The sequence below is a fragment of the Pseudalkalibacillus berkeleyi genome (assembly GCF_021608225.1).
GTDB classification, from domain to species: Bacteria; Bacillota; Bacilli; order Bacillales; family Fictibacillaceae; genus Pseudalkalibacillus; species Pseudalkalibacillus berkeleyi.
The window spans coordinates 2,738,653-2,765,646 of the sequence record NZ_JAKIJS010000001.1 but is presented as its reverse complement, the minus strand read 5'-3'; the positions used below and the strand labels follow the sequence as shown (position 1 = coordinate 2,765,646).

29 protein-coding genes are annotated in these 26,994 nt (G+C 41.7%); 27 read left to right on the top strand and 2 right to left on the bottom strand.

From position 1 onward, the window contains the following. Positions 1-6 precede the first annotated feature (6 nt). The 6 genes from murA to L2716_RS14385 all read left to right on the top strand — a co-directional run bounded on the left by murA (position 7) and on the right by L2716_RS14385 (position 5,883). Positions 7-1,293: a UDP-N-acetylglucosamine 1-carboxyvinyltransferase gene (gene murA / locus L2716_RS14410; RefSeq protein WP_236337480.1), complete on the top strand. Its 1,287-nt coding sequence runs from the start codon at positions 7-9 to the stop codon at positions 1,291-1,293. Positions 1,294-1,363: 70 nt separating this feature from the next. Continuing rightward, positions 1,364-2,332 carry a class II fructose-bisphosphatase gene (gene glpX / locus L2716_RS14405; protein WP_236337459.1) on the top strand — a complete coding sequence of 323 codons (969 nt, stop codon included), beginning with the start codon at positions 1,364-1,366 and terminating at the stop codon, positions 2,330-2,332. A 327-nt stretch (positions 2,333-2,659) separates the two neighbouring features. Then, complete coding sequence (gene rho / locus L2716_RS14400; RefSeq protein WP_236337457.1) at positions 2,660-3,943, top strand: transcription termination factor Rho; 1,284 nt, start codon at positions 2,660-2,662, stop codon at positions 3,941-3,943. 93 nt (positions 3,944-4,036) lie between these two features. Next, positions 4,037-4,237: a 50S ribosomal protein L31 gene (rpmE, locus tag L2716_RS14395; RefSeq protein WP_236337455.1), complete on the top strand. Its 201-nt coding sequence runs from the start codon at positions 4,037-4,039 to the stop codon at positions 4,235-4,237. A 428-nt stretch (positions 4,238-4,665) separates the two neighbouring features. Beyond that, positions 4,666-5,280: a thymidine kinase gene (locus tag L2716_RS14390; RefSeq protein ID WP_236337445.1), complete on the top strand. Its 615-nt coding sequence runs from the start codon at positions 4,666-4,668 to the stop codon at positions 5,278-5,280. Positions 5,281-5,337: 57 nt separating this feature from the next. After that, positions 5,338-5,883: a hypothetical protein gene (locus tag L2716_RS14385; RefSeq protein WP_236337443.1), complete on the top strand. Its 546-nt coding sequence runs from the start codon at positions 5,338-5,340 to the stop codon at positions 5,881-5,883. A gap of 203 nt (positions 5,884-6,086) precedes the next feature. Here L2716_RS14385 and L2716_RS14380 read toward each other — a convergent pair whose 3' ends face one another. Next, entirely contained in the window at positions 6,087-7,421 is a 1,335-nt protein-coding gene (locus L2716_RS14380) for a CoA-disulfide reductase (protein WP_236337434.1), read from the bottom strand. A 173-nt stretch (positions 7,422-7,594) separates the two neighbouring features. Here L2716_RS14380 and L2716_RS14375 point away from each other — a divergent pair, with 173 nt between their 5' ends. From L2716_RS14375 to L2716_RS14345, 7 genes are all read left to right on the top strand, one after another. Then, positions 7,595-7,924 (top strand): hypothetical protein, encoded by a 330-nt coding sequence (locus L2716_RS14375; RefSeq protein WP_236337432.1) that lies wholly within the window; start codon positions 7,595-7,597, stop codon positions 7,922-7,924. A 305-nt stretch (positions 7,925-8,229) separates the two neighbouring features. Then, on the top strand, positions 8,230-9,300 hold the full coding sequence (gene prfA, locus L2716_RS14370; RefSeq protein WP_236337431.1) for a peptide chain release factor 1: 1,071 nt from the start codon (positions 8,230-8,232) through the stop codon (positions 9,298-9,300). A gap of 8 nt (positions 9,301-9,308) precedes the next feature. Next, positions 9,309-10,169 (top strand): peptide chain release factor N(5)-glutamine methyltransferase, encoded by an 861-nt coding sequence (gene prmC / locus L2716_RS14365; RefSeq protein WP_236337889.1) that lies wholly within the window; start codon positions 9,309-9,311, stop codon positions 10,167-10,169. A gap of 127 nt (positions 10,170-10,296) precedes the next feature. Then, a complete protein-coding gene (gene spoIIR / locus L2716_RS14360; protein WP_236337429.1) occupies positions 10,297-10,932 on the top strand; it encodes a stage II sporulation protein R in 636 nt (211 codons plus the stop codon). A 249-nt stretch (positions 10,933-11,181) separates the two neighbouring features. Next, on the top strand, positions 11,182-11,625 hold the full coding sequence (locus L2716_RS14355; protein WP_236337417.1) for a GNAT family N-acetyltransferase: 444 nt from the start codon (positions 11,182-11,184) through the stop codon (positions 11,623-11,625). Positions 11,626-11,717: 92 nt separating this feature from the next. Beyond that, positions 11,718-12,779: an L-threonylcarbamoyladenylate synthase gene (locus L2716_RS14350; RefSeq protein ID WP_236337408.1), complete on the top strand. Its 1,062-nt coding sequence runs from the start codon at positions 11,718-11,720 to the stop codon at positions 12,777-12,779. Positions 12,780-12,957: 178 nt separating this feature from the next. Next, positions 12,958-13,782: an STAS domain-containing protein gene (locus tag L2716_RS14345; RefSeq protein ID WP_236337398.1), complete on the top strand. Its 825-nt coding sequence runs from the start codon at positions 12,958-12,960 to the stop codon at positions 13,780-13,782. 83 nt (positions 13,783-13,865) lie between these two features. Here the strand turns inward: L2716_RS14345 and L2716_RS14340 are convergent, their stop codons facing one another. Further along, on the bottom strand, positions 13,866-16,061 hold the full coding sequence (locus L2716_RS14340) for a PAS domain-containing sensor histidine kinase (RefSeq protein WP_236337396.1): 2,196 nt from the start codon (positions 16,059-16,061) through the stop codon (positions 13,866-13,868). Between the two features lie 167 nt (positions 16,062-16,228). Between L2716_RS14340 and L2716_RS14335 the strand changes: the two genes are divergently transcribed. From L2716_RS14335 to L2716_RS14270, 14 genes are all read left to right on the top strand, one after another. Further along, positions 16,229-16,780: a manganese efflux pump MntP gene (locus L2716_RS14335; RefSeq protein WP_236337387.1), complete on the top strand. Its 552-nt coding sequence runs from the start codon at positions 16,229-16,231 to the stop codon at positions 16,778-16,780. Positions 16,781-16,854: 74 nt separating this feature from the next. Continuing rightward, positions 16,855-17,310: a low molecular weight protein arginine phosphatase gene (locus L2716_RS14330; RefSeq protein WP_236337372.1), complete on the top strand. Its 456-nt coding sequence runs from the start codon at positions 16,855-16,857 to the stop codon at positions 17,308-17,310. A 108-nt stretch (positions 17,311-17,418) separates the two neighbouring features. After that, on the top strand, positions 17,419-17,862 hold the full coding sequence (gene rpiB / locus L2716_RS14325; RefSeq protein ID WP_236337370.1) for a ribose 5-phosphate isomerase B: 444 nt from the start codon (positions 17,419-17,421) through the stop codon (positions 17,860-17,862). 43 nt (positions 17,863-17,905) lie between these two features. Beyond that, positions 17,906-18,478, top strand: coding sequence for a TIGR01440 family protein (locus L2716_RS14320; RefSeq protein WP_236337360.1), 573 nt, complete (start codon positions 17,906-17,908; stop codon positions 18,476-18,478). Positions 18,479-18,883: 405 nt separating this feature from the next. Beyond that, complete coding sequence (locus L2716_RS14315) at positions 18,884-20,119, top strand: serine hydroxymethyltransferase (RefSeq protein ID WP_236337358.1); 1,236 nt, start codon at positions 18,884-18,886, stop codon at positions 20,117-20,119. Between the two features lie 680 nt (positions 20,120-20,799). Further along, positions 20,800-21,429 (top strand): uracil phosphoribosyltransferase, encoded by a 630-nt coding sequence (gene upp / locus L2716_RS14310; RefSeq protein WP_236337355.1) that lies wholly within the window; start codon positions 20,800-20,802, stop codon positions 21,427-21,429. Between the two features lie 277 nt (positions 21,430-21,706). Next, the gene (locus L2716_RS14305; protein ID WP_236337353.1) at positions 21,707-21,901 is read left to right on the top strand and encodes an AtpZ/AtpI family protein; all 195 of its coding nucleotides are present in this window, start codon (positions 21,707-21,709) and stop codon (positions 21,899-21,901) included. Further along, positions 21,898-22,272, top strand: a complete 375-nt coding sequence (locus L2716_RS14300) for an ATP synthase subunit I (RefSeq protein ID WP_236337351.1) — start codon at positions 21,898-21,900, stop codon at positions 22,270-22,272. Before L2716_RS14305 ends, L2716_RS14300 begins: the two co-directional genes overlap by 4 nt. A gap of 25 nt (positions 22,273-22,297) precedes the next feature. Then, positions 22,298-23,011, top strand: coding sequence for a F0F1 ATP synthase subunit A (atpB, locus tag L2716_RS14295; protein WP_236337888.1), 714 nt, complete (start codon positions 22,298-22,300; stop codon positions 23,009-23,011). Positions 23,012-23,120: 109 nt separating this feature from the next. Beyond that, entirely contained in the window at positions 23,121-23,333 is a 213-nt protein-coding gene (gene atpE, locus L2716_RS14290) for a F0F1 ATP synthase subunit C (protein WP_236337349.1), read from the top strand. 117 nt (positions 23,334-23,450) lie between these two features. Next, positions 23,451-23,966, top strand: a complete 516-nt coding sequence (atpF, locus tag L2716_RS14285; RefSeq protein ID WP_236337887.1) for a F0F1 ATP synthase subunit B — start codon at positions 23,451-23,453, stop codon at positions 23,964-23,966. After that, on the top strand, positions 23,963-24,511 hold the full coding sequence (locus L2716_RS14280) for a F0F1 ATP synthase subunit delta (protein ID WP_236337347.1): 549 nt from the start codon (positions 23,963-23,965) through the stop codon (positions 24,509-24,511). Before atpF ends, L2716_RS14280 begins: the two co-directional genes overlap by 4 nt. 25 nt (positions 24,512-24,536) lie before the next feature. Next, positions 24,537-26,045 carry a F0F1 ATP synthase subunit alpha gene (gene atpA, locus L2716_RS14275; protein WP_236337345.1) on the top strand — a complete coding sequence of 503 codons (1,509 nt, stop codon included), beginning with the start codon at positions 24,537-24,539 and terminating at the stop codon, positions 26,043-26,045. An 83-nt stretch (positions 26,046-26,128) separates the two neighbouring features. Further along, entirely contained in the window at positions 26,129-26,989 is an 861-nt protein-coding gene (locus L2716_RS14270; RefSeq protein ID WP_236337343.1) for a F0F1 ATP synthase subunit gamma, read from the top strand. Positions 26,990-26,994: the final 5 nt, after the last annotated feature.

The window sequence follows — 26,994 nt, the reverse complement described above, 5'->3', positions numbered from 1 at the left end:
AAAGCAATGGAGAAATTAATGATCGAGGGTGGACATCCCTTAGAAGGAACGGTACAAATCAGTGGTGCGAAGAACAGCGCGGTCGCGCTTATTCCGGCTGCGATTTTGGCTGATTCAACCGTAACGATCGACCATCTCCCGAACATCTCAGATGTAGGACTTTTACGTGACTTACTAGAAGACATCGGTGGGGAAGCGAGCTTAGAAGGCAATTCACTTATTGTGAATCCTGAAAATATGATTTCTATGCCGCTACCGAACGGTAAAGTTAAAAAGTTAAGAGCCTCCTATTACCTGATGGGTGCGATGCTCGGTCGTTTCAAAAAAGCGGTCATCGGTCTTCCTGGTGGATGTAATTTAGGACCAAGACCAATTGATCAACATATAAAAGGTTTCCAAGCACTAGGTGCAACCGTAACGAATGAACAAGGTGCGATTTATTTGCGAGCAGATGAGCTTGTCGGTGCACGAATCTACTTGGATGTAGTAAGTGTTGGTGCGACCATTAACATCATGCTGGCGGCCGTTAGGGCAAAAGGTCGAACAATTATCGAAAATGCTGCAAAAGAACCGGAAATCATCGATGTTGCGACACTTCTATCAAGTATGGGTGCGCGCATAAAAGGTGCAGGTACAGATGTCATTCGAATTGATGGTGTTGACTCGTTACACGGTTGCCGTCACTCTATCATTCCTGACCGAATTGAAGCAGGCACGTATATGATCTTGGCTGCAGCAATGGGGAATGGTGTTACGATTGATAATGTGATTCCACTCCACTTAGAATCATTGATTGCTAAGCTTCGGGAAATGGGCATTCATATAGAGGAGTCTGACGATTCCGTTTTCGTGAAACGAGACCGTGAGCTTAACGGAGTTGATGTGAAAACACTCGTTTATCCTGGGTTTGCAACCGACTTGCAACAACCGTTTACAGCACTTCTGACGAGTACGGAAGGTACAAGTATCGTCACGGACACGATTTACAGCTCCCGTTTTAAGCATATTGATGAGTTAAGACGTATGGGCGCTAATGTAAAAGTTGAAGGACGTTCAGCGATCATTAACGGACCAACGCCTCTAGAAGGAGCAAAAGTGAAAGCAACTGACCTTAGAGCCGGTGCTTCGCTCGTTGTCGCTGGATTAATGTCGCAAGGAATCACTGAAATTACGAACATTGAACATATCGATCGTGGCTATGAAAATCTCGTTGAAAAGCTTCAAGGATTAGGAGCCAAAGTATGGCGCGAGAATTTTGATGTTGAAGAGTTGGATGAAGTAAACCAGTCTTAACAGGTCCGTTTGGTATTTTTTCGAAAAAATAAATGCATTTAATTATAGGGTTTTTCTAGGGGGAATTGGTATGGAGAGAAGTTTATCTATGGAGCTCGTCCGTGTCACAGAAGCAGCGGCTTTAGCTTCTGCACGCTGGATGGGGAGAGGTTGTAAGGAAGAAGCGGATGATGCTGCTACTTCCGCAATGAGAGATGTATTTGACACAGTTCCGATGAAAGGAAAGGTTGTCATTGGAGAGGGAGAAATGGACGAAGCACCGATGCTTTATATCGGTGAAAACCTTGGAACAGGCGTTGGTCCAAGTGTTGATGTTGCTGTTGACCCTCTTGAAGGTACGAATATCGTTGCGAACGGAACATGGAACGCACTTGCGGTACTCGCGATTGCGGATGAAGGCAATCTTTTACACGCACCAGATATGTATATGGATAAAATTGCAGTTGGACCAGAAGCAGTTGGGAAAGTTGACATTAACGCTTCAGTCACGGACAACTTGAAAGCCGTTGCGGCTGCAAAGAATAAAGATGTAGAAGATGTTGTGGCGGTTATCTTAAACCGTGAACGCCATCAGAAAATCATCGATGAAGTACGTGAAGCAGGCGCACGAATCAAGCTCATTCAAGACGGTGACGTTGCCGCAGCGATCAATACAGCATTTGATGATACAGGTGTCGACATTCTTCTTGGCAGCGGGGGCGCTCCAGAAGGTGTGATCGCAGCCGTAGCATTGAAATGTTTAGGTGGAGAGCTTCAAGGTAAGCTGTTACCACAAACGGATGAGGAACTAGCACGTTGTAAAGAAATGGGCATCGATGACATCGAACGCGTCCTTTACATGGATGATATCGTTAAAGGTGACGATGCAATTTTTGCAGCAACTGGCGTTACGGACGGTGAGCTGTTGAAAGGGGTTCGTTTCAAGGGAGCTTCAGGAACGACTCAATCGGTCGTCATGCGAGCGAAGTCTGGAACAGTCCGTTTCATTGACGGAAAACACAGCTTGAAGAAAAAGCCTAATCTTGTCATAAAACCATAGAACATGAAGGCACAATGCTGTTTTGATTAAAACGGCATTGTGATTTCTATTGTCTAGCTCAATTCTTAGGTGCGAATGACCAATCTTTTTTATCGCATCTGAACTAGGCACTTAGGCTTTTCTTGATTATTGGTGTATATTTTGGGTAAAATAAAGGTAACGATAGGTTCATAATGCTACAATCTATGAAAACTTCTTTTTATAATACACTTCTGATACGTTTCATTCCTTCCAAGGTTTGTCCCATAGACGAGCGATCCAAACTTACACATCTAAAGAAGAAAAGATAAATGAATTTATTTAAATATGCATGAAAAGTGGTGTACTATGTCCTTTAATTTATCACAATTAGAAAATATGAAACTAAAGGATCTCTATGTGAGAGCCAAAGAACTGAAAATTTCATACTACAGTAAACTGACGAAAAGGGAATTGATTTTTGCGATTCTAAAGGCGCAGGCTGAGAAAGAAGATCTATCCTTCATGGAAGGTGTTTTAGAAGTTATCTCTTCAGAAGGATTTGGCTTCTTACGTCCGATCAATTACTCGCCGAGCTCAGAGGATATTTATATTTCTGCATCCCAAATCAGACGCTTTGATTTGAGAAACGGAGATAAAGTATCAGGAAAAGTTCGTCCTCCTAAGGAAAATGAACGTTATTATGGATTGTTACATGTTGCTGCGGTTAACGGTGAAGATCCAGATACGGCAAAGGAACGTGTTCATTTCCCTGCGTTGACACCTCTTTATCCTGAGCAGAAAATGACGTTAGAAACGTCTACGAAAAACGTCTCAACAAGAATCATGGATATGATCTCACCTGTCGGCTTCGGTCAACGTGGATTGATCGTCGCGCCACCAAAAGCGGGAAAGACAACGCTATTGAAGGAAATTGCACATAGTGTAACGACGAATAACCCTGAAACGGAGCTCATCGTGCTCTTGATTGATGAGCGTCCTGAGGAAGTTACCGACATTGAACGTTCTGTACAAGGTGATGTTGTCAGCTCTACGTTTGACGAAGTTCCAGAAAACCATATCAAAGTAGCGGAACTTGTACTTGAACGTGCAATGCGTCTCGTTGAGCATAAGAAAGATGTCGTTATCTTGATGGATAGTATCACTCGTTTAGCGCGAGCGTATAACCTTGTCATTCCGCCAAGTGGTCGTACACTTTCAGGTGGTATCGATCCTGCTGCTTTCCATAAGCCGAAACGATTCTTCGGTGCAGCGCGTAACATCGAGGACGGAGGTAGTCTGACGATTTTGGCAACCGCACTCGTTGAAACGGGCTCTCGTATGGACGATGTCATTTATGAAGAGTTCAAAGGTACAGGTAATATGGAGCTTCACTTGGATCGTAAACTAGCAGAACGTCGTATTTTCCCTGCGATCGATATTCGTCGATCTGGAACACGAAAAGAAGAAATGCTGATTGCCAAAGAGCATCTTGAGCACTTATGGGCAATGCGTAAGACGATGGATGACTCCTACGATTTCGTTGATCACTTTATGAAGCGAATTAAGAAAACGAAGACAAACGAAGAATTTTTCCAGATGTTCGAGAAAGAGCGTTCTGGTGGCCAGTCGAAAAAAATGACGGTCAAATAGTTTGTTGAAATCTATTCCAATTACTGATATACTACCCTATGTGTGCAAATAACTCTGTTCCTTAAGGGTTCAGGGCAGAAGGAGATGAATGGAATGAAACAAGCAATCCATCCGGATTACAAAACGGCGAAAGTTACTTGTGCTTGTGGGAACGAATTTGAAACAGGCTCAATTAAAGAAAACATTCGCGTTGAAATTTGTTCTGAATGTCATCCGTTCTACACAGGACGTCAGAAGTTTGCTGACGCTGGTGGACGTGTTGATCGCTTTAAGAAAAAATACAACCTTAAATAAGGTATTGATTAAACAGGCAGGGGATCGCCCTCTTGCCTGTTTTTTTATCTGTTAAAGGGGTCGAATTCTAGATAAATTCGCGTTTTTCGAGATAAATTTGATTTTTTCCAGATAATCCCTTATTTTTCTAGATATTTTTCTGTTTTTCTAGATAATTCCTTATTTTTCTAGATAATTAAAAATTTCACCTCAATCACAGTGTTTGTTGAGCTCCAAAAAACATGAAATAAGGCGTTTCACTGTGTTTTAACGATTATGTCGTATTTTTTCTAATGATATTAAACCTAAATGGGGAAAAATACATCCAATTATACACTTATGATTTGTTACAATAGACAAAGAATACATAAAGAGAAAAAAGGTACGGATTTTTCCATAAAAAATCCGACTAAGAACTAACAAGGAATGTGGCGAAGGGAGATACGGGCATGTACGTAATGAAAAAGGACGGTTGGGTCGAACTTATCTGTGGCAGCATGTTTTCGGGAAAATCAGAGGAGTTGATTCGACGAGTACGACGTGCTACGTTCGGGAAACAAAATGTACAAGTTTTCAAACCGATGATTGATGATCGGTACAGTAAAGAGGAAGTGGTTTCTCATAACGGGACCTCAGTAATTGCGCTTCCGGTAAAAAACTCCTCAGAAATATCAAACATTGTGTCGTTTGATACGGAAGTCGTAGCGATTGATGAGGTGCAGTTCTTTGATGAAGAAATCGTTGAAGTAATCCAGCAGCTTGCGAATAGCGGGAAACGTGTGATCGTTGCTGGACTTGATCAAGATTTCAGAGGCGAGCCTTTTAGCGTTGTGCCTGACCTACTAGCTCTATCTGAAAGCATCACCAAACTTCATGCAGTTTGTCTCGTGTGTGGCAGCCCGGCAAGTCGAACGCAAAGGTTGATCGATGATAAACCTGCTTCATATAACGATCCGATTATTTTAGTCGGTGCCTCAGAATCATACGAACCAAGATGTCGACACTGTCATCAAGTACCTGAACACCCGAAAACGACCAAGAAAAAACAACCGCAAACTTTTTAAAAAAAAATAATGTTAAATTAAAGGGGAACCGCTTATGTGGTTCCTTTTCCATATTGAATGAAGCTTTTACATCCAGTATCTGTTAGGAAGATGCGGTTCGTTTGTGGTTATGCTAATCGTACGGGGGTGTTTATGTTGAATAAAGCAGTATTTCTTAGTGGCATTGTGCTTTTAGCTGCTTGTTCACCGATGCAACCTCCATCTGCGGAGGAGATTGCAGATAAAGAACCTTCAGCTTATGAGACGAAAGGGGATAAAAATCCTCTCGTCGGCCACGGTGCAATCAACTTCCACGCCACCAATCGTAAGCCTAACCGTAGTTATAATTACGAGACGAATCAAAATCCGAACAGCTACCGGAACTTAACTTCCAAACGGTTTACAATTAGCGATGATCAGGATAAGATTCGAGAAGCGGTAAAGGATACGACGGGTAGGAATGCGCAGTTCGTCACGATTAATGGAAATGATGCCTGGGTTCATGTAAATGTGCCGAAGAACTATTCTAAAAAGCAGATGAAGGACATGCGAAAAGAGATCAGAGACGCGGTCCAGCTTTCGGTACCGAGGTATGAAATCCATGTTCGCTTAGATAATAAATAAGTACAAAAAAGGGGCTGACCCAAAAGGATTAAGTTAAAATGTCCTTAATGGGAAGCTCCTATTTTTTGTGTTTAACTCGATATGCACGATAACTTTGATATATGCACGATAATCTCGATATATGCACGATAACCCTCTTTTGAACTAAAGTAGGATGCCCCATACAACTTCTTTCATAGATGTTTTGGGACACCCACTTTGCTTTAACGTTTTGCTCTTCTTGCAGCTTGTTGGATTGGATCCCATACGCCGTTGTAAGGTGGCGCATAACTTAAGTCGAGATCCTCTAGGTCATGTAGCGTCATTTTGTGGAACAGCGCCATCGCCATGACATCCACTCTTTTATCGACACCGTTTTTACCGATAAACTGTCCACCCAATAATCGCTGAGTTTCTGTATTGAAAAGAAGCTTTACATGGAGCTTTTCGGCACCGGGATAATATCCTGCAATGTCTTTTGCTTCTGTTTGTACGGTGTCATAAGGTAGATTCAGCGCTTTGGCTTCACGCTCAGAAAGCCCCGTTCTGCCTAAAGTTAAATCCACAAATTTTAATACAGAGGTACCGACGATGCCTTGGAACGCTTTCGGTTGATCGATCATATTCATACCTGCAATCCGGCCTTGTTTATTGGCTGTCGTCCCTAATGGAATCGAATCGTTCATCTCTTTAATTCTGTGGTAATGAGTTGCGCAGTCGCCTGCTGAATACACACCTTCTACGTTCGTTTTCATATATGCATCGACAATGACAGCGCCTTTTTCAGTTCGATGGACGGGTGTACCCTCTAGAAAGTCTGTATTCGGTTTGACTCCGATCGCAATTAAAACGAGGTCTGTGTCGTACTCATTTTGGTCTGTTTTGACACTTGTAACATGGTCATCACCACCGAAGCTTTCAACCTGCTCTTTAAAACAAAGCTCAATGCCGTTCTTTTCGGCTTCCTCGTGAATATATTTCGCCATATCTTCATCAAAAATTTTTGCGACCTGTTCATTCCGTTCGATTAGGCGTACTTTTTTACCTAAATGGGCAAAGCTTTCAGCCATTTCAAGACCGATATAACCGCCGCCTATGACAGTCACTTGATTGACTTGATGGTCTAAACTCTCCATGATTTCTTTCGCATCTGGTATCGTTTTTAATGTGTGAATCCCATCTAAATCTTTTCCTTTCCAGTTTGGCACAATAGGGCGAACACCTGTCGCTACAAGCAACCGATCATATTCGTATGTAAAGGCTTCTCCAGTTTGAGTATGATGCCCACTTACGATTCGACTTTCGGTATCAACACTTGTTACCTCATGGTGAATTTTAGCGTCAATTCCGTATTTATCTCGAAACGTTTCAACATCGCGTGCGATGAGGTCCTCCGCTTCAGGAATCAATCCACTGATGACGTAAGGTAGTCCGCATTGACCATAAGAGTAAATGCTCCCTTTTTCTAGAGTCGTGACGTGTGCGTTCGAGTCATTGCGAACGATTTGCATCGCAGCACTCATTCCTGCTGCATCTCCACCAATAATGACGTATTTCATTTAATTTCGACTCCTTTCAAATTCAATTCTTAGTATGTGTCTAGATTCATTGTCCAGCATCTTGGATCGCTTTCCGTTTTCTAGATAGTATGTCTGTTCTTATCTTCTTTCATTATACACTCAAGAATACCTGCTCTTGTTCGAATGTTACATGGTGAAAGGGGTTTTTGCACATGCTATACATCGATGCGAATGGACCTGATTGGGGAGGACAAAATCCTGATAATTTACCTGCTTTAATAAAGCGGCTGAAATCAGAGCCACTGGATCCAATTTATGAGGAGATAGGTAACTTCATCGTTCCATTTCAACCGAGAAAGTGGACATCTGAAAATAAGCGATACGAGGGTTGTACGCATTTTTTCGGACATTTTGCGACATCTCCACACGTGTTCAGCATTCTTACCGACGAAAAAGTTGTGATTGACTCATTGACGTCAGCGATCCGAATGAACCAATGTAGGTCTGATTACGAACGAATTAAATTTAATGCAAAAATATAAAACACCACAAAGAAACTATTCCCTACTACATAACGAATGAACCATCATAAATGTTGTATGAGGTAACCATATCTCGAAAAAATTTAATAAGTAGGTAGGTTTAATCGGGCCATCTTTTCCGGTTGGACTTTGACGACCCATCGGACGTATACTATAATGTTAATGTTAAGCAACTTTTTAATGGTTCGAAGATGTTTTGTCTAGCTATAGCGTCTAGGCTCTTGCGTTCACTTCAGACTTACTGTAGTGACAAAGCTTCAGGCGCTTATGCTTTTCTTAATGATAAATTGGGATGGTGAACAGGTGTGATAGAGCGTTTACAATCGATTGAAGACCGATACAACAAATTGAATGAATTGCTTAGTGACCCGGATGTCATTAGTGATTCAAATAAGTTACGGGAATATTCGAAAGAGCAGTCTGACATTGAAGAAACGGTGACGACTTTTCGCGAGTATAAAGAGGTTACCGAAGAGCTTGAAGGAGCAGAGCAAATGCTCGAAGAAAAGCTCGATTCTGAAATGCGGGAAATGGTAAAAATGGAGCTTTCTGAGTTGAAAGAGCGCCATGAAGAGCTTACACAAAAACTTAAAGTTCTACTGATACCGAAAGATCCGAATGATGACAAGAACGTTATCATTGAGATCCGTGGTGCTGCTGGAGGAGACGAAGCGGCATTATTTGCGGCTGACCTTTATAAAATGTATAGCCGATATGCTGAAATGCAAGGCTGGAAAACAGAAATCATTGAAGCGAGCTATACTGAAATTGGCGGCTATAAAGAAATCATTTTCATGATAAACGGTCAAGGTGCGTACTCTAAAATGAAATATGAAAACGGTGCTCACCGCGTTCAACGCGTTCCTTCAACTGAATCAGGTGGTCGGATTCACACGTCTACTGCAACCGTTGCGGTATTACCTGAAGCAGAAGAAGTCGAAGTTGATATTCATGAAAAAGATATCCGTGTTGATACGTTCGCATCGAGCGGACCAGGTGGGCAAAGTGTAAATACAACGATGTCAGCCGTCCGTTTGACACACGTCCCGACTGGAACGGTAGTATCTTGTCAGGATGAAAAGTCTCAGATCAAGAATAAAGATAAAGCAATGAAAGTTTTACGTGCGCGTATTTATGATAAATTCCAACAGGAAGCATTAGACGAATACGCTGCAAACCGTAAATCAGCGGTTGGAACAGGTGATCGCTCAGAGCGAATCCGTACGTACAACTTCCCGCAAAACCGTGTAACCGATCACCGAATCGGGCTAACGATTCAGAAGCTGGATCAAATTTTACAAGGTAAAGTGGAAGAATTCATTGAGGCATTAATTATAGAAGACCAAACGAACGCTATGAAACAGGCGGATGCATAATGAAACAGATGAATGTGATTGAAGCCCTCCGCTGGGCTTCTTCTTTTTTAACAGAAAAGAACCGTGAGCCAAACGCAGGTGAGTGGTTACTCGGAGACGTCCTCGACATGAGGCGGAGCGAGTTGCTATCATCGTTTGAGCGATCACTGACGTCCGATGAGGAAAGCCGTTTTGTCGATTATGTTCAAAGGCATGCAGAAGGAATACCTGTTCAATACATTACTGGGAAAGAAGAGTTCTACGGGAGAACGTTCAAGGTAACGCCTGAAGTGCTGATTCCAAGACCGGAAACAGAGGAGCTTGTGCTCGCTGTGCTTGAACGGATGCGTAAACTTTTTCCGGAAAAAGAAGCACTACGTGTTGTTGATATTGGTACGGGTAGCGGGATTATTGCGATTACGTTGAAGCTTGAAAGGTCTGAATTAAGTGTAACGGGCGTTGATATCGCTGAACAATCGTTAGTCGTTGCCCGTCAAAATGGTGAAAGTCTTAATGCAGATGTTCGATGGATGCAAGGCGACTTACTACAGCCATTTCTTCATACAGGTGAGCGTTTTGATGTCATCGTTTCCAATCCACCCTATATTCCAGAAGCGGATATTGAGACGTTAGATACGGTCGTGAAGGACCACGAACCGATCAGAGCGCTCGTCGGGGGGCAGGATGGCTATCAATTTTATAAGCAGATGATCGATCAACTGCCGGAAGTTGTCGCTAATCGAGCGCTAATTGCGTTTGAGATTGGCTATAATCAAGGCGATATGGTCGCGTCTCTACTAAACGAACGGTTCGGAACAAGTATTGAAACAGAAGTCCTCACCGACATTAACAAAAATGAACGAATCGTGATTGGAACAATTGGTAGTTGAATGCCACTAATGGGCGATTATCAAAAGCTAAGTTTGGCAAATCCATTTACCAAAAAATTTACTAGATTAAGAGTATAAAATATTCGACCTGCGTCTAAACTGTTTACCAGAAGGGGCGTGGGTGAGAATGAAACGAAAAACAATTGTACTTATACTTTTATCCTTAATGGTTATGGTTGTATTCTATGAAACTCAAATTAAAGTGGCGAACGCGTCATTTAACGATATTCCACAAGAGCGCATTCCTGAAGAATCAATCCGATTAAGAATTCTAGCAAATAGTGATTCTTCAGCAGATCAAGAGTTGAAACGATCTATCAGAGACGAAGTGAATCAACAAATCACCAATTGGGTTTTCGGAATTGAATCGTTAGATGAGGCGCGCACGATCATTAAGCGCGAACTTCCTACAATAAAAAAGATTGTCCAACAATCTTTGAAGCAAAGTGGCATCCAAGAAACGTTCACAGTTGATTTCGGAAATGTAGCTTTTCCTACTAAAATGTACGGTGAGTTCGTCTATCCAGCAGGAGAGTATGAAGCAGTGTTGATCTCAATTGGAGAAGGGACAGGGTCCAACTGGTGGTGCGTTCTATTCCCGCCTCTATGTTTCCTAGATTTCGATAATGGAGATGCAGTTGAACCTGAAAATGGTGAGAAAGTAGAAGCAACCAACGCAACAGCTGAAGAACCAGAAGTAAAGTTCTTTGTCTTCGAACTCTTTGAAAAAATAGCAGGATCACTAGGGAATCTATTCGCTTAGAATAATAGATTCCTTCTTTCTTTGGAGGCGTGATGCGCACCCTAAAATAACATCAGGAATTCTATATTAATTACCGCAACGAATAATGATCTTCGACTAACAATAAGGATGTTCGATTAAGAACCACCACGTCCTGTGGTAAACATCGAACTCAGCACCTCCTGTGCAAGTTATTAATAAATAAATATGGGATATTCTCTTCTCTCCTTTCATAGAATAGAGTAGAATTGCTAGGAAGGAGAGGGTGAAATGCTATCGTTTCGACCTGCTGAAACGAACGATGCCCCATCTATTAAACAATTTGTAGCCCAAGCGGGATTATCTAGTGAAGGTATTGATCAATGTATTCAAACTTTCATCATCCTAGAAACAGACAAAAAGAAGATGGCCGGAACTGTTGGCTTAGAACGTTTTGGTACTGATGGACTTATACGATCTCTCGTTTTAGCTAAGGATTATTCTTCTGAAGAATTATTACTGCAATTATTAAAGGCGATTATACGCCTAGCTGATCATCAAGGAGTACAGACGGTTTATTTACTCACAAGAGTGACGTCTATCTTTTATGCACTAGGGTTTACAGAAGTTCCTTTTGAAAAAATGCCTGAAGATTTATTGAACAGTCCACACTTGCAACAGTATGACAAGGATCAAATCGCAATTATGAAGAGACAACTGATTCATACACAGTAGTTATCCACAATACTGTCCACAGTTTCTGGAGGGTTGTGGGTAATTTGTGGAAAGTCAGGATTAATATGCAGTTTAAAGGAGTATTTACCCACATGGTACAGTGGAAAACGTCTAGATGGAATGTGGAAAATGTGGATAACTTGCACGAGCACCCTGCCATTCAAGAAGCAGCGATGTGGATGAAGGAAGGAGAGGTCATCGCCTTTCCGACTGAGACCGTTTACGGCCTAGGTGCAAATGCGTGCTCGAACGAAGCGATTGAGAAGATTTTTGAGGCAAAAGGTCGTCCGAGTGATAATCCACTCATTGTCCATATCGCTGAAATCGAGCAATTGGAGCAAGCTACAACAACTTGGTCTGAAACAGCTCAGAAGTTGATGGATGCTTTCTGGCCGGGCCCTTTGACGATTATTTTACCGAAAAATGAGAGAATCGCCGAACGGACGACTGCGGGATTATCGAGTGTAGGGGTACGAATGCCAGACCACCCTGTAGCACTAGCGTTAATCAAGGCATGTGGCTTACCGATTGCTGCGCCAAGTGCAAATCGTTCTGGTAAACCAAGTCCAACTAAGGGTGAACACGTATACAAAGACTTAAATGGACGCATCAAAGGAATTATTGATGCAGGCTCGACTGGCGTTGGTCTAGAATCCACGGTGGTAGAAGTATCGGGAGACGTGGTAACGATTCTACGACCAGGTGGCATCTCGAAGGCGCAGCTTGAGGAGATCGTGGATCATGTGAAATTAGATGAAGCTTTGTTCGAAAGTGGACAAGTACCTAGATCACCTGGAATGAAATATACTCATTATGCACCTGATGCCCCACTATTTCTAGTTGAGGGGAATCACGTATTTTTTCAAAAGGTAATTGATCAGTATGAAGCTGAAGGTCAAAAAGTTGGTATCCTCATTAGTAACGAACGAGCAGAACACGTTACAGCAAATGTCATTAAATGCCTAGGTTCTTCGAATCAAGTAGAAGACGTTGCGCAAAACTTATACCACCAGCTCAGATCGTTCGATGATACGGATGTGGATATTATTTTAGCTGAAATGTATCCGGTAGACGGCATTGGAGAAGCGCTAATGAACAGACTTATGAAAGCAGCCGGCAACAGAATGATTGCTGACAACCATAATCGGGACTGACAAGAGTTGAACTGCACCCTAATTGTTAGACACAACTAACAATTGGAGGTGCAGTTTTTTATATGAGAAAAGAAAGGATACATCACGGGATGTATCGTCTTAATCTATCATTTACTATATAATTGAATCTTGCTAATATTAAGATAAGTATGTCATAACATGTATGGGAGTGAGTGGAGTGAGCCTAATATTGCAAGAAGGTCAACTGATCAAGGAATTCTTAATGGAGCATCAAAAAGAAATCGAAAAAAACTTGTTAGCAGAGGCTGGAAGTGTAAGAGAAAAGATAGAAGAAATCCAGCTGATAGGAAATATTAACCTTATTGATAATGCCCATAAACTCATAGGGTATGTTGTCGAGCAACAGACTGAGGACCTTGTAAAATTCGCCGAGCAAGAAGGGGTGGTGTGGGCTAAGCACGCTATGACCTTAATGTTAAAGCTTGATTGGGTCCACGCAATTAGGAGAACACTTTGGAGCTTCCTTTCAAAATATGACCAAGTAGAAAACAGCACAGACTTCCAAAAAGATTTCTATATTTTAGAAAAAACGATAAATGAACAAATTGATAAGTTTTTGAATGTATTTTTCATAAGCTATTCAACATATAAGGATAAACTTCTCGAAGCAGAAAGAAAATTGGTTGAAAATCTTTCTGTTCAAATCATTCCGATCAGTGCAAATACCGCTATTTTCCCATTAATCGGTACAATAGATCCGTATCGTTCCGAAGCGATAAGGGACAAAGTTTTGGCTGAAGTAGGCAAAGGCGGCATCCATACCTTGATTATCGACTTATCAGGGGTTGCAGACATGGAAGGGGAAGTCACTCACCAGCTGTTGAAAGTTATTGATGGTATTTCACTGATGGGATGCAAGGCAGTCATTACAGGAACACGAGCAGAAATAGCAAGCAAGATGGTGAATGAAGGGTTATCCTTTAGAGACAAAGCTAAAGTGAGAGGAAATTTGGAACAAGCGATTAAGGATGTCTTAAACTAGATTCATAAAGAAGAGCGTGTTTTGATTATTCTATTCTCAAAACACGCTATTTTTTATATTGGTAGATTCAGACCTCAATTTCTTTACTTTGGAAACACAAGCTTCACGGTGGTTCCTTGATTAAGTTCGCTTTCTATTTCAATCAATCCGTTGTGATTTTCCATGATTTTGTTGCATATCATCATGCCGAGTCCGGTTCCCTTTTCTTTCGTCGTATAGAACGGCTCCCCGATATGGTTGAGTTGCTCCTTGGGAATGCCGCACCCTTCATCTTTAAATGAGACAATGATCGTATCTTCTTGATGTATGGCTTTAATAAAGAGTAAGCCTCCGCTTTCTTCCATCGCTTCCATTCCATTTTTCATCAGATTAATGCACACTTGTTTCAATTGATCGGCTTCACAGTCAATTTCAAGATTCACGTCAAAATCCATAACAAACTGAATGTTGTGTAGGTTAGCTTGTGCTTCTAATAGAGAGGCAGCTTCTTGTAAAATTTTTCGTAAATCATTTCGTTTCGTATTTTTCGGTTGTGGCTTCGCGAGCATCATGAATTCTCCAACAATGGTGTTAATTCTCTCTAATTCCGAAAGCATAATTTGATAGTATTCGCTCTCTTCTGGCGTGGCATTCACTTTTAATAAATGGGTGAATCCTTTCAAAGACGTAAGTGGATTGCGTATTTCATGAGCGATACCAGCAGCGAGCTGTCCGAGTACGGCTAACTTTTCTGATTTTCTAAGAAAGTCTTCGGTTGTCTTTCGTTCAGTAATATCACGAGAAATTGTAACGATCGAATCGAGCTCTTTTTGACAATTAAGGACTGCTGTACCGTAGCTTTCTAATATGATCCAATCACCATGCGCGTTTTTTAATCGAAACTCTGTTTTGATCGGTTGTTGTGTTTCTTTTAACACTTTAATCGATTCAATTAGATCAGGTAAATCGTCTGGATGTACGAGGTCCGTCCAAGGTCTATCTTGTAGATCCTCATATCCAAGTATTGTTTTGTGAGAGGGGGAGGAATATTTGATCTTACCTTGTGAATCAAATACGTTGATCAAGTCCATAGTATGTTCTGTAATGATTTTGTATTGTTGATTTTTGTTTCTGAGTTCGTGTTCAGCTACTTTTTGCGCATGGATATCACGTGTGATCGAGGTATAGCCAACGATCTTTCCATCCTCTACTTTTAAAGGTGAGAGTGTGACGCTAACATAAAATTTCGTTCCATCTTTTCGTATTCTAGTCGTTTCAATATTAGTAGAATTTCTCCCCCTCTTAACATCGTTAATCCTTTTCGTATATTCCTCTACTAGCTCTTCTGGGACGTAAGGTACACGTTTACCCATTAGTTCAGACTCTTTCCAACCGAAGAATTTTTCGAAAGCCGGATTGGCACTGACAAGATGATTGTTCATATCAAAAATGGCAATGGAATCAGCTGAATGGTAGATGGAAGAGGAAATCCGATTTTTCAAGAAATGGACTTCCTTCTGGTTTTTCCGAAGTTCGGAAATATCTTTTACGATACCGTATACACTGTGTACTTCATTTTCAATCATGATTGGAATGTTGGTTACTTCAATTTCAACTCTATGACCGTTTTTATGGTAAATGACCGTATCAAACTGTAGTAACTCACCTTTACTCGCTTTTTTGAAATAGTTAATAGCTGCTTCCTTTTCCTCAGGAACAATCAATTTTAGAAAATGATTGTCCGATAATTCTTCCTCAGGATAGCCACAAATATTGGAGACTTCCGGATTATTAAATAGAAATTCACCGTTACGATTTAAGGTGAAAATGCCATCTGGATGATGCTGTACAAGTGTGCGAAAATAATTTTCTCGCTTCTTAAGCAGTTCTTCAACTCGTTTTTTTTCACTCATGTCGACACAGAAACCTTGCAGTTTAGTAATCTCTCCAGAATGATCATAAACGGGAGAAACGGAACCCATATACGGTATTCCGTTGAGCGTATCTTCATATGTAACAGCATGACCTTTCCAAGCCTGATCATAAGAAATAACCCTTCTGATGGCGTGGCTACTCGGAAGACAGTGTTCTAACCTTTTACCGTTAAAGGAATTAGGGTCATACCCGAATTTTTGAAGGAGACTCCCGTGACAAATCACAAACCGATAAGTATCCTCAAATTTCTCTACGATAAACATTAAGCTGTCTCGTACTTGATCAGTAACCTCAAATCCAAATGATTTACGTGGTGAATAGTTACTTGTTTTGAAATCTGAGGTGTTTGCATTAAATGGGTTCATGCTTATCCTCCGCTCGATTCATTTCTAGAATTTCTGACAATTAGACCTATAGTTATACATTCCCGATTTTCCCTTGATTTCCTTGTTGCAACTACATATTTCCATTGAATGTCTAATTCGAAATAGACATGCATAGCTTGTAGAAGGGATGAAAGGAGCGGACAAACATGGATCTATCAATTGTGGGGGAATTATTAACACTTACAATTATGGCAATTGCACTTGGGATGGATGCCTTTTCAATGGGATTAGGGATGGGCATGATCACACTCCGACTCCGTCAAATTATGAAAATCAGTATCCTCATCGGTGTTTTCCATATGGTTATGCCTTTGCTCGGTATGACTGTCGGCAAACAGCTCACCCTTCATTTTGGAAACGTTGCAACCTTAGTAGGCGGTATTCTACTCATCCTCCTAGGATTTCAAATGATCTATTCCTCGTTCAGATCTTCTGATGAACCGTTCATTTCACCTAAAGGGACTGGTGTGTGGCTTTTTTCAATTAGCGTTAGTCTCGATAGTTTTTCGGTGGGCTTAAGCTTAGGAATATTTGGGGCTAAAATTATTATTACGATTCTTTTGTTCGGTATCATTAGTATGATCATGACATGGTTCGGATTAATGATTGGAAGGAAAACGCAGAAATGGTTCGGATCATATGGTGAAGCGCTAGGTGGATGCATCTTATTATCGTTCGGTTTGAAATTGTTGTGGTGACAATTTAGTTGAACGATTTACCAAGATTCGATTAAAATATGGATAAACTGATATGCTAGCAGTAGGAGGCTTTTATGAATATATTATTCGTATGTACGGGAAATACATGCCGCAGCCCAATGGCAGAAGCGTTATTAAAGCATTTTTCCGATGGAACGATGAACGTCCGCTCAGTAGGTATATTTGCCTCTGAAGGAAGTCCGGCCAGTCAACAATCTATACAAGTATTAAAGGAAGAAGGCGTGGAGCTCAATCATTCGTCTAAGCCCCTTACTAAAGATTCGATGGATTGGGCAGACTTGATTTTGACGATGACAGAAGGACATAAACACGCCATTCTTTCCCAATTTCCAACACGGAAAGACGATGTTTTTACATTAAAAGAACACGTATCTGAAGATGATCAGAGTGAACCGTCTTTGTCATCTAAAGACGTTTCGGATCCTTTCGGTGGACCGGTAGACATATATCGTCAAACATTTGATGAATTGCAAGCACTCATACGAAAGTTGCAGAAAAAATATAGTTGAAAAATAGCTCAAAACTTGAGATAAAGAGAGTAGGAATCAGGTCATTTGAAAGTCGATCCCGATTCCACTTACAATAAACCCAAATGATCACAATGGAGGCTCCCTTAAATGAAAGTAGCAATTGGTAGTGACCACGCTGGTTACAAAATTAAAGAAGATATTAAAGAAGTAATGGACGAGCTCGGCGTCGAGTATGAAGATGTAGGTTGTAACTGTGAGGAATCAGTAGACTATCCGGATTATGCTTTACCAGTCGCTGAAAAAGTTTCTAAAGGTGAAGTCGACAGAGGCATTTTAATTTGTGGGACAGGCATTGGTATGTCGATTACTGCCAATAAAGTAAATGGAGTGCGTTGTGCATTGGTGCATGATCTGTTCAGTGCGAAAGTAACGAGATTACACAATGATTCAAACGTGTTAGCAATGGGAGAAAGAATCGTAGGACCTGGCATTGCAAGAGAAATTGCAAAAGTTTGGCTACAAACGGAATTTGAAGGTGGACGTCACGAACGACGTGTAAACAAGATTATGGACGTAGAAACTAAAGCGTAACGTATTCCTTTTAGAAAAGTGAACTGGGGAAAGGAAGAGTAATATGGATGAATCTCTACATCAGATTCAACCTCAAGTAGTGAAAGCGTTGGAGGATCTTGAGCAATCAACTCCTTTGTCTTCTAATCATTTAGTCGTGATTGGTGCAAGTACGAGTGAAGTCATAGGAGAGGACATTGGTACATCAGGGACGATGGACGTTGCTGCTCAGTTGTTTGAAGGGATTACTCAATTTCGGAACAAAACAGACGTTCAGATTGCTTTTCAATGCTGTGAGCATTTGAACCGTGCATTGGTTATGGAGAGGGAAGTGGCTGTGGCTCGCGGATATGATCCAGTCACTGTCGTTCCAGTTCGTTCCGCAGGAGGAGCCCTTGCAACCTATGCTTATCATCATCTGAAGGATCCTGTAATCGTCGAGTTTATTAAGGCAGACGCAGGTATTGATATCGGGGACACGTTTATCGGAATGCATTTAAAGCATGTAGCAGTGCCCGTCCGAACAAATGTGAAATCCATCGGTAAAGCACATGTGACACTCGCTCGAACCCGTCCGAAGCTGATCGGTGGCGAACGAGCAGTCTACCCATCAAAAGAAGAACTGACCTCTTGTTAGTTAAAAGAGAATCGACTCGGGCATGATCCGGGTCGGTTTTTTTGATACAAGCAGAACCTTTCTGATTTGCTATTTGGTTAAAATCGAAACAATATTGAACGAAAAATGGATAAAAACAGCTTAGATAAGCTTGAAATATCCATTTTTCCACCTAATTTTAAGTAGGATTAGACTTCGCAAATCCCATTATAAGAGGAAACTGCGATTATCTAGAAAAAACTGCGATTATCTAGAAAAATAAAAATTTATCTAGAAAAGGATGATCGAGGTACTCGAGGTAGCACTTTCTTAATTCGTTCTAAACAAATTATGCGTTTACCATTACGAGACTATTGTAATAATGATAAAATAGAAACGTTGTGAAATTTCAAAAAATGCAGTTGAGGTCAGTAAAGGAGTGAAACCATGGAACAACTTAAGAAGCAAGATGCAGAACTATTTGATTCGATACAGGATGAATTAGGTCGTCAACGCAATAAAATAGAATTGATTGCATCTGAGAACTTTGTCAGCCAAGCCGTCATGGAAGCGCAAGGGTCGGTCCTTACGAATAAATATGCGGAAGGATACCCAGGACGCCGTTATTATGGTGGGTGTGAGCATGTTGATGTCGTGGAAAACTTAGCGAGAGACCGTGCAAAGAAACTGTTCGGAGCAGAACACGCGAACGTCCAGCCACACTCTGGCGCACAAGCAAACATGGGGGTTTATTTTACGGTATTAGAACCAGGCGATACAGTGCTTGGTATGAACCTTTCTCACGGAGGACACCTTACTCACGGAAGTCCAGTTAACTTCAGTGGGAAGCTTTACAATTTTGTTGAATACGGTGTAGATGAAACGAACCACACAATTCAATATGATGACGTACGCGCGTTAGCGATTGAGCACCAACCAAAGTTAATCGTTGCTGGCGCAAGTGCTTACCCAAGAGAAATCGATTTTAAAAAGTTCCGTGAAATCGCTGATGAAGTTGGCGCATATCTCATGGTCGATATGGCCCATATTGCAGGATTAGTTGCGACAGGGTTGCATCCGAGTCCAGTGCCTTACGCTGACTTCGTGACATCAACGACCCATAAAACGTTACGTGGACCACGAGGCGGATTAATCCTCTGTAAAGAAGAATTCGCGAAAAAAATCGATAAATCCATTTTCCCTGGGATTCAAGGTGGACCGTTGATGCATGTAATCGCGGCTAAAGCAGTCGCATTTGGTGAAGCGTTACAAGACGACTTTAGAGCATACTCTAAGAAAATCGTCGAAAATGCCCATGCTTTAGGGGAAGCTTTGAAATCAGAAGGACTTTCTCTCGTCTCAGACGGAACAGACAACCATTTATTACTCGTAGACGTCCGAGGCATGAAAGTAACAGGGAAAGTTGCTGAGCATCTTTTAGATGAAATCGGTATTACAACGAATAAGAATACGATTCCGTTTGATCCAGAAAGTCCATTTGTAACGAGTGGACTTCGTCTAGGAACCGCAGCTGTTACAACCCGTGGCTTTACAACGGATGATATGAAAGAGATTGCTTCAATCATTGCACTCGTCCTTCGAAACCCGGAAGATGAGGCAACAAAGCAACAAGCTGCTGAAAGAGTCGATCAACTCTCATCAAAATTTGCATTGTATGTATAAAACCTTTTGGTGATTCAGTTTACCTAAACTGGATCACCTTTTTTATGTAACAAGGGTAAGAGATTGAATGAGGTCGCGGTAGAGCGGAAACTGGGTTACGGAGCACCAAAAGAGGTCGAATGAGGTCGCGGTAGAGCGGAAACTGGGTTACGGAGCACCAAAAGAGGTCGAATGAGGTCGCGGTAGAGCGGAAACTTGGCTATGGAGCACCCATAGAGGTCGAATGAGGTCGCGGTAGAGCACAAATCCGGCTACGGAGCACCAAAAGAGGTCGAATGAGGTCGCGGTAGAGCACAAATCCGGTTACGGAGCACCAAAAGAGGTCGAATGAGGTCGCGGTAGAGCAAAAGCCAGATTACGGAGCACCCATAGAGGTTGATTGAGGTCGTGGTAGAGCACAAATCCGGTTACGGAGCGCCTATAGAGTTCAATGACACTACAGATCACTCTCATAAACTCTATCGACCAAAAAATATGACACATATATCCAACCGAATATTCACTAAATTGTCAAACACCGTAAGCATTTGGCACTATCCTTTTATTTCCTTTTGATTCGTGTTGAACTTGCTATCTTTTTTCTGTACAATTTTCGAGAGGCAAAAAACCTGTGAAGATTTAGGTTCAATGGTTTTAAGACAAGTTGTTCGCCTCATAAACTTTTGAAGGAGAGATGATGAATGAGTACAGTACACGTTCTCGAACACCCGCTGATCCAACATAAGATTACATATATTCGTGATGTAACGACTGGGACAAAGGAATTTCGCGAGCTTGTTGATGAAGTTGCTGCATTGATGGCATTTGAAATCACAAGAGAGCTTCCTTTACAAGAGGTTACAGTTAAGACACCTGTTTCAGAAGCAAAAGCATACACGATTGCGGGTAAGAAACTAGGATTAGTGCCAATCCTTCGCGCTGGATTAGGAATGGTTGACGGTATCTTGAAGTTGATTCCTGCGGCTAAAGTAGGTCACGTTGGTTTATACCGTGATCCTGAAACACTCCAACCAGTGGAATATTACGTCAAGCTTCCAAGTGACGTTGAAGAACGTGAGCTCATTGTTATCGACCCAATGCTTGCTACAGGTGGATCTGCAGTAGCTGCAATTGACTCATTGAAAAAGCGCGGTGCGCAGAACATCAAGCTGATGTGTTTAATCGCAGCGCCAGAAGGTGTACAAATGGTTCAAGAAGCGCATCCAGATGTAGATATTTATCTCGGTGCCCAAGATGAGTACTTGAATGAGAAGGGATATATCGTTCCAGGATTAGGCGATGCAGGAGACCGTTTGTTCGGTACAAAATAATCTGTCGATAAATCTGTACAAAAGGTTCAAAAAGTTTTCAAATCTTACCATAGAAATCGTCTGTAACGTAATTGACATGTAATAGTGGCTATAGTATTCTTACAAAGGATGTATGATAAGGTTTTCATACCCAGTATATAAACATTTTAGCAACATTTAAATTTCGTCTTAATACTCCATATTTCGACTAGTTTTGACTAGGAAATGACGCACAACCAAGTCCAAAGAAAAGGGGTGCGAAATGACGCGCACTGGAAAACGAACTCCGTTCCATTCTATGGCACTTATGTCTGGGATCCTCTCACAGTTAGTTGGCAGCATTTTAGTCGGCATATTCGGAGGCATCTGGTTGGATCGAAGCTTGGACACAGAACCATTTCTTATGATTATCGGACTGTTTATTGGTTTGGCAACAGGGGTATACGGGACAATCAAATTAATTCAGAGATTCTTCGGGGAAGAGGAACAATGACTACTGACCTCTCAACATACAACAATGCATTCAATCGCTACATAAAATACGGTCTATACTTAGCTGCCATTTTTGTTTTAGGGTGGGGATTCACGAGTTACAAGCAGATGTTTCTCGGGCTTTTGTTAGGAACAGCTGTCAGCATCCTGAACGTCTGGTCAATGCACCGTAAGATCGGTCGAGTTGGACAAGCTGTTGTTGAAGGGACAAAAGTGAAGACGATGGGCTCGCTATCGAGATTAATGACTGCGGGACTCGCTGTTCTGATTGCCACACGTTATCCTGAGTATTTCGATTTGATTTTCGTAGTAGTAGGTTTACTCATGATTTATCTGATCATGTTGATAGATTTTTATTTTGCTTCTAAATGAACTTTGGGGAAGAGAGGTGAAAGAATTGGAACACGAAGCGCCGCATTCACTTGAACTATTAGGATTATCTTTTAACCCATCAAATATGTTGATGATTACAATCGCTTCAGTGATCGTGTTCATTATTGCAGTACTCGGTTCACGCAGCTTACAAATGCGTCCTTCCGGTATGCAGAACTTTATGGAATGGCTGATTGATTTCGTTAAAGGAATCATTAACAGCACGATGGACTGGAAAACAGGAGGACGATTTCTTACGCTTGGTCTGACGATTATCATGTATGTATTCGTCTCCAACATGTTAGGACTTCCGTTCGCTATTGCCATCGACCATGAGCTTTGGTGGAAATCACCAACAGCCGATCCGACGATCACCCTCACACTCGCTGTAATGGTAGTAGTATTAACACACTTCTATGCGGTGAAAGTGAAGGGAGCTAAATCATACGGTAGTGACTTCTTCAAACCGATGAAATTTATGTTCCCACTGAAAATCATCGAGGAATTTGCCAACACGTTGACGCTAGGTCTACGACTTTACGGTAACATCTTCGCGGGTGAAGTATTGCTAGGCTTGTTAGCCGCAGCCGGTACAGTCTCCGTTTTTGCAGGTGTATTGTCCTTCCTGCCGATGTTAGTATGGCAAGGGTTTAGTATTTTCGTAGGTGTCATCCAAGCATTTATCTTTACGATGCTGACTATGGTTTACATGGCTCACAAAATCAGTGATGAACACTAGGTCTCACTGAAAGCAAGAACTGTAACAAACTGTTTCATTCTGATCTCTATGTACAACCCCAATTATGGGAAGAAATTATAGAATAATACATTCCAAGGAGGAAATTTAAATGAATTTAATCGCAGCTGCAATTGCAGTAGGTCTAGCGGCAATTGGTGCCGGTGTAGGTAACGGTCTTATCGTAGGACGTACAGTAGAAGGAATCGCTCGTCAACCAGAATTACGCGGAACTCTACAAACAACAATGTTCATCGGTATCGCACTAGTTGAGGCACTTCCAATCATTGGTGTCGTTATCGCGTTTATCGTACTTGGTTCATAAGATTAGTCATTAAACTGACTCGAGTCTTACCAAGAATATTCATAATGGCGAAGTTCTATGTGGGACCTCGCCATTCCTTATGTATGACCTATGAAGGGAGGAACCGCTGTGCATATCTTGAATCCTGAAACATTTATTTTAGGTGCGGGTGGTTTTAATGCCGGCGATATCATTTATCAGTTATTTGCGTTCTTAGTATTACTTTTCTTACTACGAAAGTATGCTTGGGGTCCATTAATGGGCATTATGAAAGAACGTGAAAGCCATATCTCGAACGAAATTAACGAAGCTGAAAAGAGTCGTGAAGAAGCTAAAACTTACTTGGATCAACAAACAGAAGCATTAAAAGAAGCACGTAAAGAAGCTCAAGCATTGATTGAAGCTGCTAAGAAGCAAGGTGAGCAACAAGGTGAAGACATCCTTAAAGCAGCTCGCGAAGAAGCGAACCGTATGAAGGAATCTGCACTTTCTGAGATTGAAAGCGAGAAAGAACAAGCTGTACTTACGTTGCGCAATGAAGTTGCATCGTTATCTGTACAAATTGCTTCTAAGGTAATCTCCAAGGAATTGGATGAGCAAGCTCAACAAAAGCTTGTGAATGATTATCTTAAAGAGGTAGGCGAAGGACGATGAGCAAGGACGTAGAATCCGTAGCCAAACGTTACGCAGCCGCTCTTTTTGAAGTAGTAAGAGATAATGGTTCTCTTGATCTAACAGAGAAAGAGCTTCGTAATGTTCAAGCTGTCATTGAAGACAATGATAAATTGCTTACGATTTTAAACCATCCGAAAATTTCTGTTACTGAGAAGAAATCACTTCTCACAAAGGTTTTCGGTACTGAAATCTCTCAACCTGTTCAAAGTACAATTCTATTAATGGTAGACCGTAAACGTGAAGCGATGATCTCGAATATGGTCGACCAATATATTTTACTGGCGAATGAAGAACGCGGTGTTGCGGATGCAACCGTCTATTCTGTTCGAATTTTGTCAGATGAAGAACAACAAGCGATTTCGAAAACATTCGCTGAACGTGTCAATGTCAAAGAACTACGTGTTGAAAACGTCATTGATCAAGACCTCATCGGTGGAATCAAGGTCAAGATCGGGAACCGTATTTTCGATGGTAGTGTAAGTGGTAAGTTGAACCGAATTCAACGTCAATTAGTCTCCGAGTGAGACGAGTACGATAGGGGTGAAATTCATGAGCATTAAAGCAGAAGAAATTAGTTCGCTAATTAAACAACAAATTGAAAACTACTCTTCTGAAATAGAAGTTAGTGATGTCGGTACAGTTATCCAAGTTGGTGACGGTATCGCACGTGTCCATGGATTAGACAATGTCATGGCTGGTGAGCTCGTTGAATTCTCCAATGGTGTAATGGGTATGGCCCAAAACCTTGAGGAAAACAACGTCGGTATCATCATTCTTGGACCATATGTTGATATCCGTGAAGGAGACGAAGTGAAACGTACAGGACGCATCATGGAAGTACCTGTAGGTGAAGAACTTCTTGGACGAGTTGTAAACTCTCTTGGACAACCTGTAGATGGTAAAGGTGCAATTGAAACATCAAGAACACGTCCAATTGAAAGTCCAGCACCAGGTGTTATGGATCGTAAATCCGTACACGAACCACTTCAAACTGGAATTAAAGCGATTGACTCTCTAATTCCAATCGGTCGTGGACAGCGTGAGTTAATCATCGGAGACCGTCAAACTGGTAAAACAGCAATCGCGATCGATACGATCATCAACCAAAAAGACGAAGATATGATTTGTATCTACGTTGCAATCGGACAAAAAGAATCAACAGTTGCAGGTGTTGTTGAAACACTTCGTGAACAAGGCGCACTTGATTACACAATCGTTGTAACAGCGAGTGCTTCACAACCAGCTCCACTTCTTTACCTTGCTCCTTATGCGGGTGTAACAATGGGTGAAGACTTCATGTATAACGGTAAGCACGTACTTGTCATCTATGATGATCTTTCTAAGCAAGCAGCGGCATACCGTGAACTTTCACTACTACTTCGTCGTCCTCCAGGTCGTGAAGCATTCCCTGGTGACGTTTTCTACCTACACTCTCGTTTACTTGAGCGTGCAGCGAAGTTGAGTGATGCGAAAGGCGGAGGTTCATTAACTGCCCTTCCATTTATCGAAACACAAGCAGGAGACGTTTCGGCTTATATTCCGACAAACGTAATCTCAATTACAGATGGACAGATCTTCTTGCAATCTGATCTCTTCTTCTCAGGTGTACGTCCAGCGGTTAACGCAGGTCTATCCGTATCCCGAGTTGGAGGATCCGCACAAATTAAAGCGATGAAGAAAGTTGCCGGTACGCTACGTCTTGACTTAGCATCATATCGTGAGCTAGAAGCATTCGCACAATTTGGATCTGACCTTGATAAAGCAACTCAAGCGAAATTGAACCGTGGTGCACGTACGGTTGAAGTATTGAAGCAAGGTCTTCACAAGCCACTTGCTGTTGAAAAGCAGGTTGCCAGCCTTTATGCGTTGACTCGCGGCTTCTTAGACGACATCCCAGTTGAAGATATTCAACGTTTTGAAGCAGAATATCACACTTGGATGGAACACAACCGCAAGGAACTTCTTGCTGGTGTTCGCGAAACTGGAAACCTTCCAGACGAAGACGAAATGAACAGCGCGATTAACGAATTCAAGAAAACTTTCGTTGTATCTGAGTAATTTGTCGGTAAACTAAGTTTTCTTTCGGATCATAATGGGACGGACTCCTGTATTTCGTCCCCTTAATAAAGGTGGTGAAACGAGTGGCATCGTTACGTGATATAAAAACGCGTATTAACTCTACGAAAAAGACGAAACAAATCACGAAGGCAATGGAGATGGTTTCAGCAGCGAAATTGAATCAAGCTGAAAACAACGCAAAATCCTTCGTGCCATATATGGAAAAAATCCAAGAGGTTGTTACTGGAATAGCGAGTGGCAGCACGAATGCACGTCACCCTATGCTCCAGTCACGACCTGTCAAAAAGACTGGTTACCTCGTCATCACATCTGACAGAGGATTAGCTGGTCCTTATAACAGTAACGTTCTTCGTCATGTTTTCCGTACGATCAAGGAACGACATAAGTCGACGGACGAATATACAATCATCGTCGTTGGTAAAGTCGGACTTAGCTTTTTCAAAAACCGCAATATGCCGGTACTTGATAGCATCGTCGGAATGGATGATCAACCTGAATTCGCTGACATCAAGTCCATTGCAAGTGAAGCAGTGAAGCGATTTTCTGAAGAAACATACGATGAATTGTACATGTACTACAACCATTATGTGAGTGCGATACAATCGGATCTCACAGAAAAGAAGTTGTTGCCACTTACTGACATCGGTGGAGAGGAACAAGCGAAAAGCTCCTATGAATACGAGCCATCTGAAGAAGAAATTCTTGAAGAGTTACTTCCTCAGTACGCAGAGAGCTTGATTTATGGTGCATTGCTAGATGCGAAAGCGAGTGAACATGCTTCTCGTATGACAGCGATGAAGAGTGCGACGGACAATGCCGACGATATTATTGGCAGTCTCACGCTTTCCTACAACCGCGCTCGTCAGGCCGCGATTACGCAAGAAATTACGGAAATCGTTGGTGGAGCAGCTGCACTAGAATAGACATA

Coding starts and splice junctions, on each gene's coding strand:
- murA (WP_236337480.1), top strand. CDS start 7: ATGGAGAAATTAATGATCGAGGGTGGACATCCCTTAGAAGGAACGGTA.
- spoIIR (WP_236337429.1), top strand. CDS start 10,297: ATGAAACGAAAAACAATTGTACTTATACTTTTATCCTTAATGGTTATG.
- L2716_RS14390 (WP_236337445.1), top strand. CDS start 4,666: ATGTACGTAATGAAAAAGGACGGTTGGGTCGAACTTATCTGTGGCAGC.
- rpmE (WP_236337455.1), top strand. CDS start 4,037: ATGAAACAAGCAATCCATCCGGATTACAAAACGGCGAAAGTTACTTGT.
- L2716_RS14385 (WP_236337443.1), top strand. CDS start 5,338: ATGAAGCTTTTACATCCAGTATCTGTTAGGAAGATGCGGTTCGTTTGT.
- L2716_RS14305 (WP_236337353.1), top strand. CDS start 21,707: ATGGCACTTATGTCTGGGATCCTCTCACAGTTAGTTGGCAGCATTTTA.
- upp (WP_236337355.1), top strand. CDS start 20,800: ATGAGTACAGTACACGTTCTCGAACACCCGCTGATCCAACATAAGATT.
- L2716_RS14330 (WP_236337372.1), top strand. CDS start 16,855: ATGAATATATTATTCGTATGTACGGGAAATACATGCCGCAGCCCAATG.
- L2716_RS14300 (WP_236337351.1), top strand. CDS start 21,898: ATGACTACTGACCTCTCAACATACAACAATGCATTCAATCGCTACATA.
- L2716_RS14280 (WP_236337347.1), top strand. CDS start 23,963: ATGAGCAAGGACGTAGAATCCGTAGCCAAACGTTACGCAGCCGCTCTT.
- L2716_RS14375 (WP_236337432.1), top strand. CDS start 7,595: ATGCTATACATCGATGCGAATGGACCTGATTGGGGAGGACAAAATCCT.
- L2716_RS14380 (WP_236337434.1), bottom strand. CDS start 7,421: ATGAAATACGTCATTATTGGTGGAGATGCAGCAGGAATGAGTGCTGCG.
- atpE (WP_236337349.1), top strand. CDS start 23,121: ATGAATTTAATCGCAGCTGCAATTGCAGTAGGTCTAGCGGCAATTGGT.
- rpiB (WP_236337370.1), top strand. CDS start 17,419: ATGAAAGTAGCAATTGGTAGTGACCACGCTGGTTACAAAATTAAAGAA.
- prmC (WP_236337889.1), top strand. CDS start 9,309: ATGAATGTGATTGAAGCCCTCCGCTGGGCTTCTTCTTTTTTAACAGAA.
- L2716_RS14350 (WP_236337408.1), top strand. CDS start 11,718: ATGGTACAGTGGAAAACGTCTAGATGGAATGTGGAAAATGTGGATAAC.
- L2716_RS14320 (WP_236337360.1), top strand. CDS start 17,906: ATGGATGAATCTCTACATCAGATTCAACCTCAAGTAGTGAAAGCGTTG.
- rho (WP_236337457.1), top strand. CDS start 2,660: ATGTCCTTTAATTTATCACAATTAGAAAATATGAAACTAAAGGATCTC.
- atpA (WP_236337345.1), top strand. CDS start 24,537: ATGAGCATTAAAGCAGAAGAAATTAGTTCGCTAATTAAACAACAAATT.
- L2716_RS14355 (WP_236337417.1), top strand. CDS start 11,182: ATGCTATCGTTTCGACCTGCTGAAACGAACGATGCCCCATCTATTAAA.
- glpX (WP_236337459.1), top strand. CDS start 1,364: ATGGAGAGAAGTTTATCTATGGAGCTCGTCCGTGTCACAGAAGCAGCG.
- L2716_RS14340 (WP_236337396.1), bottom strand. CDS start 16,061: ATGAACCCATTTAATGCAAACACCTCAGATTTCAAAACAAGTAACTAT.
- L2716_RS14315 (WP_236337358.1), top strand. CDS start 18,884: ATGGAACAACTTAAGAAGCAAGATGCAGAACTATTTGATTCGATACAG.
- L2716_RS14335 (WP_236337387.1), top strand. CDS start 16,229: ATGGATCTATCAATTGTGGGGGAATTATTAACACTTACAATTATGGCA.